This window comes from Streptomyces sp. NPDC048417 (assembly GCF_040651615.1).
GTDB lineage: Bacteria > Actinomycetota > Actinomycetes > Streptomycetales > Streptomycetaceae > Streptomyces.
On record NZ_JBEZKI010000001.1, the window covers coordinates 30,513 to 42,954 of the forward strand.

The following is a 12,442-nucleotide window of genomic DNA, read 5'->3' on the forward strand; positions in this document are numbered from 1 at the left end:
CGAGGGTCAGGGAGCCAGCCAGTGGCCCGCCGCCGCGAGCAGCGCCCGTACGCCCGTCTCGATCGTGGGCTCCGGGACGGGGGCGAAGCGCGGGGAGTGGTTGGAGGGGATCTGCGGCGGTATGCCGTCGCGGACCAGGGCCTCCAGGTCGACGTCCACGAAGAGCCGGTGGTCGGCGCCGCCGACGAACCAGAACACCGAGGGCGCCCCCAGGGCCGTACCGAAGGCGCCGAAGTCCTCGCTGTTGGGGACCGGCGAGGTCAACTCGAAGGTGAGGCTCGGGAATTCGGCGGCCAGCGCGGCCTGCACGGCCTCGGTGGCGGCCGGGTCGTTGTGGGTGACCGGGAAGGACTCGATGGGGACGATCTCCGGTTCCCTCGGCGCGGCGGAGGCGGCCGCCTCGGCCCGGACGATCCGCTCGACCGCCGCCAGCACCCGCTCCCGTACGGCCGCCGTGGTGGACCGCACGTTGATCTTCAGCTCGACGGTGTCCGGGATGATGTTCTCCTTGGTGCCGCCGTGGATCGAACCGACCGTGACCACGGCCTGCTGGCCCGCGCCCACCTCCCGGGAGACGACGGTCTGCAGCCGCATCACCACGGCGGCGGCCAGCACCACCGGGTCGACGGTCGCCTCCGGCGTGGACCCGTGCCCGCCCCGCCCGAACAGCGTGACCCGCATGCTGTCCGCACCCGCCATCAGCGCACCCGCCCGGGTCCCGACGAGGCCGGCCGGCGCGGCCGCCACATGCTGGGCCAGGCAGACGTCCGGCCGCGGGAACCGCTCGGCGAACCCGTCCGCGAGCATCTTCGGCGCCCCGCCCACCTCCTCGGCCGGCTGGAACACCGCCACCACCGTGCCCCGCCAGCCGTCCCGCGCGGCCGCCAACTGCCCGGTGGCGCCCAGCAGCCAGGTGACATGCATGTCATGCCCGCACGCGTGCATCACCCCGTCGTTCTTCGAGGCGTACGGCAGCCCGGTCTCCTCCCGCACCGGCAGCGCGTCCATGTCGGCACGCAGCAGGACGACGGGGCCGTCCCCGTCGGACCCGTTGCCGCCGTTGGCCCCGTTGCCCCCGTTGGCCAGCACCCCGACCACCCCGGTGCCGCCGACCCGCTCGGTGACCTCCCAGCCCTGCTCCCGCAGCCGCTCCGCGACCACGGCCGCGGTCCGTTCCTCCTCGAAGGACAGCTCCGGACAGGTGTGCAGGTCCTCGTAGAGCGCCCGTAGTTCAGGGAGCTTCCCGGTCAGGCCGGTCAGGAGGGGGCTGATGCTCATGGCGTCGTCTCCAGGAGTGGGTGACGTTCTTGCCCGTCGAGTCTCCACCGTCACCCGCCGCGGGGAACGCCCGGCCGCTCCTTTCACGCCCTGCCGAACGCCTCACGCCCTGCCGAACGCCCCGGGTGCCGTCTTGCCGGGGCCGACTCCCGCCGGGGACGATTCCCGCATGTTCGATGGACTGAAGAACCTGACGGACAAGGCGAAGGACAAGGCCGAGGACCTCGCCGAGGAACACGGTGACGTCATCGAGACCGGTCTGGAGAAGGCCGGCGACCTGGCCGACGGACGTACCGAGGGCAAGTACACCGAGCAGATCGACACCGGTGTCTCGAAGGCCCAGCAACTGGTACGGCGGCTGGGCGAGCAGGGCGCGGAGAAACCCGAGACCTGACCACCGCCCGCCACCGCTCCGAGGACCGGTCCGGCCACCGTTCCGAGGACCGGTCCCGCCACCGCTCCGAGGACCGGTCCGGCCACCACTCCGGCCACGGCTCCGGGGACCGGTCCGGCTACGACTCGTCCGTTGTCGGGCGGGTCCGGCCCGGCTCCGGCAGTTCGCCCCGCTTGAGCCGGGCGTGCAGGACGTCGCCGATGAACAGGTCGTAGATCAGCACCCCGACCACCCCGCCGATCAGCGGGCCGACGATCGGGATCCACCAATAGCCGGTGAACCAGGCCCCGTTGCCCGGGAACGCGTAACTCTTCCACCCGGCGAGCCAGGTGAGCACCCGAGGCCCGAAGTCGCGGGCCGGGTTGATGGCGTAGCCGGCGTTCGCGCCGTAGGACATGCCGATGGCGGCGACGGCGAGGCCGATGACGAACGGGCCGAGGTTGGACCCCACGGCCGTGTTGCGCAGGTCGATGACCGCGACGACGAACATGACGAGGAAGGCCGTACCGACGATCTGGTCGATCAGCGGCCCCCAGATCCCGCCGTGGAAGTACGGCGCCGGGAAGGTGGCGAAGATGGAGAAGGTGGCCTCGGTGTGCCCGCCCACCTTCGGCGGCTTCGACGCGGCGTCGAACGCGTTGATCGCGTCGTGGTAGACGAGGAAGACCAACGCGGCCCCGGCGAAGGCGCCCAGCACCTGCGACACCCAGTAGGGCACCACCTTCGCCCACGGGAACTTACGGCGCACGGCGAACGCGAGCGTCACCGCCGGGTTCAGATGGGCGCCGCTGACACCGCCGGCCACGTAGATGGCGAAGGTCACGGCCAGGCCCCAGCCCCAGGCGATCAGGAGCCAGTCACCGGCGGCCAGGAAAACCGTCGTCGCGGTCTCCGCACGCCCCGACCCGGGCAGCGCCGCGACGGCCATCGCCACGACACCGGCTCCGAACGAGAGGATCACGAAGGTCCCGAGAAACTCTGCCAGGCACTCACCGAGCAGGCCTCCACGGCTTCTGAGCCGGGAGGGCTTGAGGAGAGGAGGTATTTCGACAGCCATCGCTGGCCCCCTTTAGCCATCGCTGGCTCCCTGAGGGGAGCAATCGGGCCGAACACCATATTGACCCACAAATGATGTTCGCGCAGATCGGCCCATCGCGCCCGGCGGGGGCTACCGTTCGTCCCTCGCTACGGACTATCCCTCGAGGTCGTCGGCGTAGTGCCGGAATCCGTGCCGGTCGCGGTGGATCGCCCAGAGCATGTCGGCGAGCACGGCGGGGTCCTTGCGCGCGTGCCCCGCGACGATGGCCCCGGGAATGACCAGTTGCGCCACATGGATCCCCTCCCCGGCGAGCCGGTCGTGCAGGAGGTGCCCATAGGCACTCTCGGCGGCGAAGGCGATGGACGTCCCGGCGCGGTCCGGATGCGGGATGACGGCCGTACCGCCGTTGACGAGGAGGATGGTTCCCCGGCCCAGCTCCCGCATCCCCGGCAGCACCTGCTGCACCGCGGCGACGGGCCCGTACACCGAGAACTCGACCGGCCCGAGCAGGTCCGCATGGGTGGTCTCCAGCACGGGCCGCATGAAGTCCCGCTGCGGGACGGGGCTGTACTGCAGGATCTCGACGGTCCCGAGCTCCTCGGCGGCCCGCTCCAGGGCGCCGGCGAGGGCGAGCGGATCCCGTACGTCGGCGGAGTACCCGCGGGCCTCGACGCCGAGGCCGGCGAGTTCCCCCGCGATCCCGTCGAGCCGCTCCCGGTCCCGGGCGAGCAGCGCGACGCCGTACCCTTCCCGCCCGAACCGCCGGGCGACGGCGGCCCCCAGCCCCGGACCGGCGCCCACGATGGCGACACTGCTCACGATGTGACTCCTGACGACTGAGGCGGCGAGGTCGTACCTAGTGCCGTGGCAGGCAACGTTTGCCCGTGAAGGAGCGGCGCCCGGTGCGTGCTCTCGGCGTGCCGGACGGAGGCCCTCGTACTGGACGTACTTGGGTCTTCGGCTGGTGCGGCGAGAGTGCGTGCCGGGCGTCGCGACGGGGCGAACGTTGCCTGTCACGGCACTAGCTCCGTACCGCGCCGCCCCCCACTTCACACGTGCGAGCCGGCCGGCACGATCCCCTCGTCCTTCGGCCCCGCCTGCGCCCGGGTGACGGCCCGCACGACGACCGCGCCCGCGACGGCGGCCGCGACGAGCGCGAGGTCGGAGAGCACGAGCGGCCAGACGTCGTCGTAGGCGCGGGCGATGAGTTCGTCGGCGGAGTCGCTGCTCATCAGCCCGGCTCCGCTCACCAGACCGACCAGCCAGAACCCCCACCACACATTGACGATCCAGGGCAACCGCCGTTCGGGTGCACTGTCCCGGAACACCTCGGCGACGATCCCGCGCGGAATCCAGAGATTCCCGATGGGGATGACCCACCCCACGAGAACCCAGATCCCGCTGTACCGGGGCGCCCGCCCCGACAGGACCCGCGCGTTGTCGCGCACCCGCCCCAGCCACATCAGAAAGGCGACGGCGCAGACGACGGTCAGTACACCGCCGGCGGAACTGACGAGGTGATACCCGTTCTCCAACGAGGTCAGCGGCCGATGCCGCCCGTCCCCCTGGTCCGGCACCCCGCCCGCGGGTTCCCCCGCCCCGGCCAACCGCAGCTCCCAGACCGCCCGTACGGCCCAGGCACCACCGGCGAGCAGCAGCCCGGAGGAGGCGACGACCCCGATGGTCCGGACGGGGCTCAGGGAGACCATGTCTTCACTCACCGGGTCATCGTGACCTGTCTCCGGCACCGGGAGCCATGGCCGTTACCACCCTGGGACAGGTGAGGCACAGTTGATATGCCCAGGCAGTGCCGGTACGGCGCGGACGCCACCCGTACCGCCGGCGCCTCAGCGGCACCGGCTCCGTCACCGTCGTATCGACCCCGTACTCGGACTGGTCCACGACCCGCGTCGGCGCGGGCACCTTCCGGCTCAGCCGCTCCCCCCTCCACGTCGATGTCGGGCAACACCCGGTCCAGTCAACGTGGCAGGTACCACGCCTTGTCCCCGAGCAGCGACAGCACCGCCGGCACGATGGCCATCCGCACCACGAACGCGTCGAAGAGAACGGCGATGGCGAGCCCGGACCCGATCACCTTGATCATCGACTCGCCGGCCCCGATGAACCCGGAGAACACCGCCATCATGATCAGCGCGGCGGCCACGACCACGCGTGTGCTGTGCCGGAACCCGGAGACCACCGCCTGCTCGGCACTCGCCCCATGGACGTACGACTCCCGCATCCGCGAGACGAGGAACACCTCGTAGTCCATGGCCAGCCCGAACACGATGCCCATCAGGAATATCGGCATCATGCTCATGATCGGCCTGGTGGTCTCCACGCCCAACAGGTCCGCGCCTGCTCCTGCTGGAAGACCAGGACGACCGCGCCGAGGGCGGCGAGCACCGAGAGCAGGAAGCCGCCCGCCGCGTTCAGCGGCACCAGCAGCGACCGGAAGACCAGCAGCAGAAGCACGATCGCGAGCCCGACCACGACCACCAGATACGGCACCAGGGCCGACTGCACCTTCTCGGCGACGTCGATGTTCAGCGCGGTCGTCCCGAGGGAGCACTCTCCCGAGTAGGTGTAGCGGACTACACCCCTCCCTTCTCGGCACCGAGCCACACCGCCGTTGCCCGTGTGACAGCTGCAACGGCACCAGTGCTGCAAGAGAGTGCCGCGGGCCGCGCACTCGATACCCGGGCAGGGATACGAGCGGTCACGGCAGCGGCTCCCGCTCGCCACCAGGAGCGGCTGCCTGGCGCCTCCGGCTCTCAGCGACTCGGAGGACGTCGCGAAGGGCTTCGGTCAGGCACCCGGCGAGGAAGCGGACTTCCCCGCCCGGGGCGTTCGGGAGCATGTCGTCCGCGTGCGCCAGGAGTTGAGCGGCCATGTCGAGCTGGACGCCTTCCACGGTGTCGGCCAGGCGCGACACGGGTCCGCCGCGACCGTCCGTGATCAGGTAGCAGGGCTTGGCATCGGGACCGGCCAGAGGCGGGAGACGTACCTCCCCGCACCGGTGCGCGAGCTTCGGGTCCGGCGCGTCACCCTCAGGGGGAGTCGTGTCGTCAGTCACAGCTCCCACCTTAATGCTATTCGCGAAAAGCAGCAAGGTGGCGATCGGGGCGATGACCGAGCACCGACCAAGTCGCCTACCGTGTAAAGCAGCAAGGTGGGTGGCGTCGGTCGTATGGGAGGGAGACACCGTGAGCGCGAACAGGTGGGTCAGCACCTCGATGCCGTATCTGACGCCGCGTGAGCAGGGGCAGGGGGACGCCTGGAGTATCGATGCGGCAGCCCGGGGCCGTCGCGGGACTCAGCGCATCGTCCACGCCGGAGAGGTGCCGGCGCCCGCCGAGGTGGCGCCGCTGCTCGGGCTCCCAGACGACGAACCCGTCGTCGTACGCCGTCGTCTGATCCTCCTCGACGACGAGCCGAACGAGTTGACCGACACCTACTACCCCACCGCGATCGCCCGCGGCACCGCCCTCGCAGCCACGGCCAAGATCCCCGGCGGAGCCGTCACCCTGCTCGCGCAGCTGGGATATGCCGGAGCCCTGGTCCGTGAGGACGTGAGGGCGGATCTCCCCGACGAAGCGCAGCAGCAGGCCCTTCGGATCGCGCCGACCGACCCGGTCCTGCTCCTCACCCGGCTGACCCTGGACCGCGACGACCGGCCGATCCAGGTCGACCGTATGGTGATGCCCGCGCGACGGCAGCAGCTGCGCTACGAGATCAGGATCGGATGACCGTGCCCAAGGCAGAACAGGACGCCCACGACCACCGTTCCTTGCACGAACGGATCGCCGCCGACCTGCGCGACGACATCATGAGCGGCCAGCTTCCACCAGGCTTCAACCTGCCCTCCACCGCCCAACTCAGAACCCGTTTCGGCGCTTCCAACGCCACCGTCCAGAAGGCGCTCCAACTCCTCAAGGACGAGGGCCTGGTGATCGGCCGGGCGGGCGCGGCCGTGTCGGTGCGCGAACACCGCCAACGTACGATCCGCCCGGCCGGGTCCCTGTCACCGGCCGCGGCCGGGCAGACGTACCCCTGGCTCACCGAGGCGGCCAAGCACGGCGCGACCGCGCACATCACCCTCCTGGGGGTGACGGAGACCCGTCCGCCCGCCGATGTCCGCGCGGCCTTCGGGCTGTCGGACGAGGCCTCCGTCCTCCTCCGAAGCCAGCTGGTCCTGATCGACGACGAGCCAGCCGAACTGGTCAAGTCCTACTACCCGTTGGAGATCGCTCGGGGCACACCGCTGGCCGACCGCCGCCGCATCAGGGGCGGCATGCCCGCACTCCTCACGGAACTCGGTCATCGGCCCCACCGGAGCGTCGATCGGGTCTCGGCCCGCGTCCCCACCCAGGAACAGTTCCAGACCCTCCGGCTCCCCGGCAGCCTCCCGGTCCTGTGCACCCTCCGGGTCGTGTACACGGAGGCAGGCCGCCCCGTCGAGGCGACAGCCATGGCAAAGGCGGGACACCTCTACGAGCTGCAGTACGAGTTCACACCGGAATGACCTGCTCGCGGATCAACCGCAGGCGCCGTTGATCGGGAGGGGGCCCGGGACGGCACAGCAGGACACGTCACACTGCCGTCATGCGGATGGTGATCGCGTTCATGACGCTGGTCTTCGTGCTCGGGCTGTGCTCCGCCGTCGTCAAGGCCCGTAAAGGGCAGTGGTGGGAGGCCGGTTCGGTCTTTCTGCCCATCCTCGGCATCGGCCTGTCGATGCTCGGTGATGTGAGGTGGAGGAACCTGCCACTGTTCTGGGCGGGGTTCGCGCTGGCCCTCGCCGGCTTCGGTGCGCAGGGCTACTCCTACTGGCGGACTCGGGCAGCGAAGCGGGCGCAGGAGCAGGCGAGCCGGTGACGGGGGCTGCTTCACCCGTACGGCCTTCATGCGCTCGTGCGCGCGGACGCGCCGGGTGAGGCTGGCAGTGGCCGCGTCCGCTGTGGCGGCTCCGACGTTCGGCCCGCCCGTGCCCAGCCTCCGTCCGACGCCGGGCGCGCGGCCCGGTCGTCGGCGAGGAGGAGGCACGGATGGAGGACGGCGACGCACACACGGACGGCGACGCGGTACGGCCGGACGCGGAACGGCCGGACGCCGAAGGGCCGGACGCGGAACGGCCGGTCGCGAAGGGGCCCGAGGCAGGGCGGTCCGACGCGGAGCGGACCGAGTTGGAGGAGTTGCGGGGGCGGCTGACGGCGCTGGAGAACGAGCGGGCGCGGCGGTCTCCCCGGCACCACGGCAGGTCCCTCCTCGCCGCCGTGTTCGTCGTCCTCGGCTGTCTCCTCGCCCCGCTCTCCGTCGTCGCCGCGTGGGCCGCCGACGTGGTGGGCGACACCGACCGCTACGTCGCCACCGTCGCCCCGCTCGCCTCGAACCCCGCCGTGCAGGACGCCGTCGCGAACCGAGCCACCGACGCGCTGATGACCCGGCTCGACCTGCCCGCCCTGCTCGCCGACGTGACCCCCGCGGACCGACCCCGGCTGCAGCAGGCGCTCGGCGGCAAGCTGGGCGGAGCGCTCGAAGGGGCCGTACGCAGCTTCGTCCACGACCAGGCCCAGAAGGTCGCCGCGTCGGACGCCTTCAGGACCGTCTGGACCGACGCCAACCGCCGGATCCACAGCACCCTCGACAAGGCCCTCACCGGCAGCGGCGGCGGCGCGGTCCAGCTGAAGAACGACACCGTCACCCTCGACCTCGGCCCCCTCGTGGACCAGGTCAAACAGCGACTCGTCGACGCCGGCCTGACCCCCGCCGAGCACATCCCCGCCGTGCACGCCGATTTCACCCTGGCGAGGTCCGACCAGATCGACAAGGTCAAGACCTACGTACGGCTGCTCCAACTCGCCGGGAACTGGCTGCCGGTGCTGGCCGTCCTGCTGGTCGCCGTCGGCGTGCTGCTGTCGGTCCGGCGCCGCCGGGCCCTGGTCGCGGGCTGCATCGGCGTCGCCGTCGCCACCGGGATCCTCGGCGTCGGGCTGAGCGTGTTCCGGGCGATCTATCTGGACCGGCTGCCCGCCGGTGTCTCCACGGACGCGGCCGCCGCCGTCTACGACGCGCTGGTCCACTTCCTCCGGACCACCGTACGCATGGTCGTGGCCCTGGCCGTGGTGGTCGCCCTGGGCGCCTGGCTCACCGGGCCGGGCCGGTACGCCGGGCTGGTACGGCGGCTGTGGACCTCCGGGATCGGCGCGGTGCGCGGTACCGCCGACCACGCCGGCCTGCGCACCGGCCCGGTCGGCCCCTTCGTACGCCGTTACCGCACCTGGATCAACTGGCTCCTGGTCGCCGTGGCCCTGCTGGTCTACCTGCTGTGGTCGTACCCCACCGGCTGGGTGGTGATCGGCATCGCCCTGTGCCTGCTCTTCGCACTGGCGGTGGTGGAGTTCCTGGCGGCACGGAAGGCCGGGGCCGGGCAGCTCACGCGTCCGGCATAGGCGGACGGGCGAGCGCTCCGGAGGTGAGGTTGGCTGATGTGCGCTATTCAGGAGCGGCGAGGGAGGCGAGCAGCCCAGCCGCCACTCCCAGGACGACCAGCTGAACGGTGCCAGGAATACGCCATCGCAGCGCGAGGAGACCACCACCTGTGACGACTGCGCCGCCGACCAGGAGCCACATTCCCCGCAATGCTTCCTTGGGCGCACTGGGCGGATTGCCGGGGTCGTAGCTGTCGGCCCAGCCTGACATCCCGTAACGGAGCCACAGATAAGCGATGACGAGCAGGTCGATGACGAGCAGCGCCGCGGTGACTCCGATCTGCTGGCCGGTCGACGGCTGACTCCCCTGCCTCATACCGACCACCGTTCCGCTCTCGGGTGACATTCCGTTGATCGCATGTCACTCAGAATGCTGTCGTGGCAGGCACCGCACATGAGCACGGCTACTCAGATGCGTCGCTCTTGTCGGAGCCGCAGGGGTGCCATCGAGTTCTCACCGGCCGACTCGATGTCGAGCGGCCCGAGCCGAAAGTCTCGGAGAGTGGAGAGAGCCGAGCGGAATGCGTCCTGGGGCGGTGCTGACCGGGCCTGAGGACGTCGAGCCTCCTGGGGCCGTCGGATAATCCCGTGCCGTGCCGCCGGTGGACGTGCAGACTCGCCCCATGGCGGACATGAGGGGGTTCCAGGACGCGGTCGCCAGGTGGGCGGCGGGCGGTCCCGACGGGCCGGCGCGCGATCTGGCGGAAAGCCTGGGGGCACGGACCGCGGTGCTCCTGGAAGGGCTGAGCGATCTCGCGGCCGTCGAGGCGCTGGCCGCCCGGCGCGGGCGGGACCTGGCCGCCGAGGGGGTGTGTGTCGTGCCGATGGGCGGGGCGATGAGCGTCGGCCGCTATGCCGGCCTCCTCGGCCCTTCCGGCCTCGGTCTGCGCCTGACAGGGCTGTGCGACGAGGGCGAACAGGGCTTCTACGAACGCGGCCTGACGCGGGCCCAGGCATCGCTCCGGGACATCTACGTATGCACCGCGGATCTGGAGGACGAACTCATCCGCGCGCTCGGCACGGCAGGAGTCGAGGAGATCTTCCGTGCCGAGGGCGAATTCCGCGCCTGGCAGACCTTCCAGCGCCAGCCCGCACAGCATGGCCGGCCCCGGCATCAACAGGTGCGACGCTTTCTCGGCACGAAGAAGGGCCGCAAGATCCGCTACGGCCGTCTCCTCGTGGAGGCCCTCGCACCCGACCGGACACCGCCCCCGCTCGACGGCCTCCTCGCGAGCCTGTGAGGTCGTGGACGGACCCCCGTCTCGAGCGTGCTCGACAGCAGACGAGCGCGGGGCTCAATCAGTTGACCGGGTGGCGACGGCTGGGCAGGCTCCAGCACGACCCGCCTGGCCCTTACCGGGAGACCTACGGATGACTTCTCACCTGCACGCGCTCTGCTTCGACGCGAACGACCCGCTCCGTCTCGCGCGCTTCTGGGCGGACTTTCTCCGCTGGGAGACGTCCGACGACACCTCCGACGGCATCACACTGCTTCCCAGCGACGACACCGGGTTCCGGCTCCGCTTCCTCCCGACCCGGGAGCGGAAGACCGGCCGGAACCACATGCACTTCGACCTGACGAGCACGTCCCTCGACGACCAGAAGCAGGTGGTGGAGAGGGCGCTCCGACTCGGTGCCGGGCACATCGACGTCGGCCAACGCCCGGAGGAGGGGCATGTGGTGCTCGCCGACCCCGAGGGCAATGAATTCTGTGTCATCGAGCCGGGCAACAGTTTCCTCGCCGAGTGCGGATTCATCGGCGCGCTGGCAGGCGATGGTTCGCAGGAGACCGGGTACTTCTGGGGCCGGGCGCTGGGCTGGCCACTGGTCTGGGACCAGGACCAGGAGACCGCGATCCGCTCACCGCACGGTGGTCCGAAGGTCACGTGGGGTGGTCCGCCCCTGATGCCGAAGACGGGGAAGGAACGGCTGCACTTCGACCTCGCCCCACCGGTCGGCAGTGACCAGCAGACCGAGGTCGACCGGCTCGTCTCCCTCGGGGCGACGCGCGTCGACATAGGCCAAGGGGACGTCGACCGGGTGGTGATGGCCGACCCCGACGGCCACGAGTTCTGTGTGCTGTCTCCCCGATGAACCCCGGAGCGGGGCTCGCGACCCTGCGGGCCGGAGACCCGGCATGCCGAGGTTGATCGGCGCGATGCGTCCGCGGTGTCGCGCTTTCATCGGCTTGTAGTGACGCAGATGTAGTGCGCCGAACTCCTCGACTGAGCGAACTGGGGAGCTGCCCAGCCGGCCTGCCCCCGCACGCGGGCAGGTGTCATTCCTCCGGTGGCTGGGCCTCGATCAGGCGTTCCGCGATGTCGTCCGACCAGGTCTGGGCCCACTGGCGGAGGGCCGTGATCGCCTGGTCGTCGAGGCCGTACGCGGTGAACTCCCTGTCGTCCATCCAGTCGGTGCCGGTGAGGCGGGACTGGAGATCGGTGAGGTCGAAGGTGTCGCGGGCGTGGCGGCGGCCGAGGTCTTCGAGGTCGGGAAGGCTCCAGCGGTCCGCCGCCGCGTGCACGACGAGGAGGTCGCGGGGCAGGCCGCGGTCGGTCAGCGCCCAGACCCGCATGCCGACCGTGTCCTCGAGGGAGAGGGTCAGGCCGAGTTCCGTCCGGACCGGCGGGTGCCACAGAGCCTCCTTGAGGAGGTCCACCTCGCCGGCCTCCTCCGACACGGCGTCGGTGACGATGAGTTGGGCGGAGAGCGGGTCCGTCTCGCGCCTGCTCACGCGCCAGCCGCGGTCGCGCAGGACCGCGGCGACCGTCTCGGCGATCGTCCGCATCGGCGCCGGGTGCTGGGTGGCGGCCTCCAGGGTGCGGCCGGGGCGGTCGAACAGCCCGTGGGCCTGGGCCGCGTAGTCGCCGGTCAGGGCGAGAGGGTAGGCGGCGCCGGCCGACAGCAGGTCGGGCAGCAGACGGCGGTGCAACGCGCTGAGGTCGAGGTTCACGTGGCGGCCGGTGTCCTGCGGGGGAGTTCGGCGGCAGCGGGGGGTGCCATGAGGGGATTATCGCTGGCAGGGAGGCAGCACGGGTGCCGCGACTCCTCGTACGGTGCCACGATCCCTCCGCACCGACAGCGAGCACGGCGGCGCCCGGGTCATCCGGGGCGGCTCCCACCTGTGCCACGCCTCCTACTGCAACCGCTACCGGGTCGCCGCCCGCACCGCCAACACCCCCGACAGCTCCACCGGCCACACCGGCTTCCGCTGCGTCCGCGACGCGGGGTGACCGCGAG

General features: G+C 71.1%; 14 protein-coding genes and 2 pseudogenes. 8 read left to right on the forward strand and 8 right to left on the reverse strand.

The window, feature by feature from the left end:
- Positions 1-6 precede the first annotated feature (6 nt).
- Positions 7-1,278: an amidohydrolase gene (locus AB0D59_RS00125; protein WP_362558800.1), complete on the reverse strand. Its 1,272-nt coding sequence runs from the start codon at positions 1,276-1,278 to the stop codon at positions 7-9.
- 169 nt (positions 1,279-1,447) lie between these two features.
- On the opposite strand from AB0D59_RS00125, the gene AB0D59_RS00130 reads away from it, so the two are divergent.
- Positions 1,448-1,672 (forward strand): antitoxin, encoded by a 225-nt coding sequence (locus tag AB0D59_RS00130; RefSeq protein WP_362558803.1) that lies wholly within the window; start codon positions 1,448-1,450, stop codon positions 1,670-1,672.
- 118 nt (positions 1,673-1,790) lie between these two features.
- On the opposite strand, the gene AB0D59_RS00135 is transcribed toward AB0D59_RS00130, so the two are convergent.
- From AB0D59_RS00135 to AB0D59_RS00155, 5 genes and pseudogenes are all read right to left on the reverse strand, one after another.
- Positions 1,791-2,729: an MIP/aquaporin family protein gene (locus AB0D59_RS00135; protein WP_362558806.1), complete on the reverse strand. Its 939-nt coding sequence runs from the start codon at positions 2,727-2,729 to the stop codon at positions 1,791-1,793.
- Between the two features lie 135 nt (positions 2,730-2,864).
- On the reverse strand, positions 2,865-3,530 hold the full coding sequence (locus AB0D59_RS00140) for an SDR family NAD(P)-dependent oxidoreductase (protein ID WP_362558809.1): 666 nt from the start codon (positions 3,528-3,530) through the stop codon (positions 2,865-2,867).
- A 230-nt stretch (positions 3,531-3,760) separates the two neighbouring features.
- Positions 3,761-4,432: a DUF4328 domain-containing protein gene (locus AB0D59_RS00145; protein ID WP_362558812.1), complete on the reverse strand. Its 672-nt coding sequence runs from the start codon at positions 4,430-4,432 to the stop codon at positions 3,761-3,763.
- A 260-nt stretch (positions 4,433-4,692) separates the two neighbouring features.
- Positions 4,693-5,273, reverse strand: a pseudogene (locus AB0D59_RS00150) (MMPL family transporter); the annotation flags it as partial.
- Between the two features lie 157 nt (positions 5,274-5,430).
- Positions 5,431-5,703, reverse strand: coding sequence for a hypothetical protein (locus AB0D59_RS00155; RefSeq protein ID WP_362559804.1), 273 nt, complete (start codon positions 5,701-5,703; stop codon positions 5,431-5,433).
- Positions 5,704-5,917: 214 nt separating this feature from the next.
- Here AB0D59_RS00155 and AB0D59_RS00160 point away from each other — a divergent pair, with 214 nt between their 5' ends.
- The 4 genes from AB0D59_RS00160 to AB0D59_RS00175 all read left to right on the forward strand — a co-directional run bounded on the left by AB0D59_RS00160 (position 5,918) and on the right by AB0D59_RS00175 (position 9,163).
- Positions 5,918-6,460, forward strand: a complete 543-nt coding sequence (locus AB0D59_RS00160; protein ID WP_362558815.1) for a UTRA domain-containing protein — start codon at positions 5,918-5,920, stop codon at positions 6,458-6,460.
- Positions 6,457-7,236 (forward strand): GntR family transcriptional regulator, encoded by a 780-nt coding sequence (locus AB0D59_RS00165; protein ID WP_362558818.1) that lies wholly within the window; start codon positions 6,457-6,459, stop codon positions 7,234-7,236. Before AB0D59_RS00160 ends, AB0D59_RS00165 begins: the two co-directional genes overlap by 4 nt.
- An 80-nt stretch (positions 7,237-7,316) precedes the next feature.
- Positions 7,317-7,589, forward strand: coding sequence for a hypothetical protein (locus AB0D59_RS00170; RefSeq protein ID WP_362558821.1), 273 nt, complete (start codon positions 7,317-7,319; stop codon positions 7,587-7,589).
- Positions 7,590-7,759: 170 nt separating this feature from the next.
- Positions 7,760-9,163, forward strand: coding sequence for a hypothetical protein (locus AB0D59_RS00175; RefSeq protein ID WP_362558824.1), 1,404 nt, complete (start codon positions 7,760-7,762; stop codon positions 9,161-9,163).
- A 43-nt stretch (positions 9,164-9,206) separates the two neighbouring features.
- On the opposite strand, the gene AB0D59_RS00180 is transcribed toward AB0D59_RS00175, so the two are convergent.
- Positions 9,207-9,518, reverse strand: coding sequence for a DUF6234 family protein (locus AB0D59_RS00180; RefSeq protein WP_362558827.1), 312 nt, complete (start codon positions 9,516-9,518; stop codon positions 9,207-9,209).
- 307 nt (positions 9,519-9,825) lie between these two features.
- Between AB0D59_RS00180 and AB0D59_RS00185 the strand changes: the two genes are divergently transcribed.
- Both AB0D59_RS00185 and AB0D59_RS00190 read left to right on the forward strand, forming a co-directional pair.
- Positions 9,826-10,443: a TOPRIM nucleotidyl transferase/hydrolase domain-containing protein gene (locus tag AB0D59_RS00185; RefSeq protein ID WP_362558830.1), complete on the forward strand. Its 618-nt coding sequence runs from the start codon at positions 9,826-9,828 to the stop codon at positions 10,441-10,443.
- A 130-nt stretch (positions 10,444-10,573) separates the two neighbouring features.
- Positions 10,574-11,296, forward strand: a complete 723-nt coding sequence (locus AB0D59_RS00190; protein ID WP_362558833.1) for a VOC family protein — start codon at positions 10,574-10,576, stop codon at positions 11,294-11,296.
- Positions 11,297-11,480: 184 nt separating this feature from the next.
- On the opposite strand, the gene AB0D59_RS00195 is transcribed toward AB0D59_RS00190, so the two are convergent.
- Entirely contained in the window at positions 11,481-12,155 is a 675-nt protein-coding gene (locus AB0D59_RS00195; protein WP_362558836.1) for a hypothetical protein, read from the reverse strand.
- A gap of 67 nt (positions 12,156-12,222) precedes the next feature.
- Between AB0D59_RS00195 and AB0D59_RS00200 the strand changes: the two are divergent.
- Positions 12,223-12,435, forward strand: a pseudogene (locus AB0D59_RS00200) (SUMF1/EgtB/PvdO family nonheme iron enzyme); the annotation flags it as partial.
- Between the last annotated feature and the right edge of the window lie 7 nt (positions 12,436-12,442).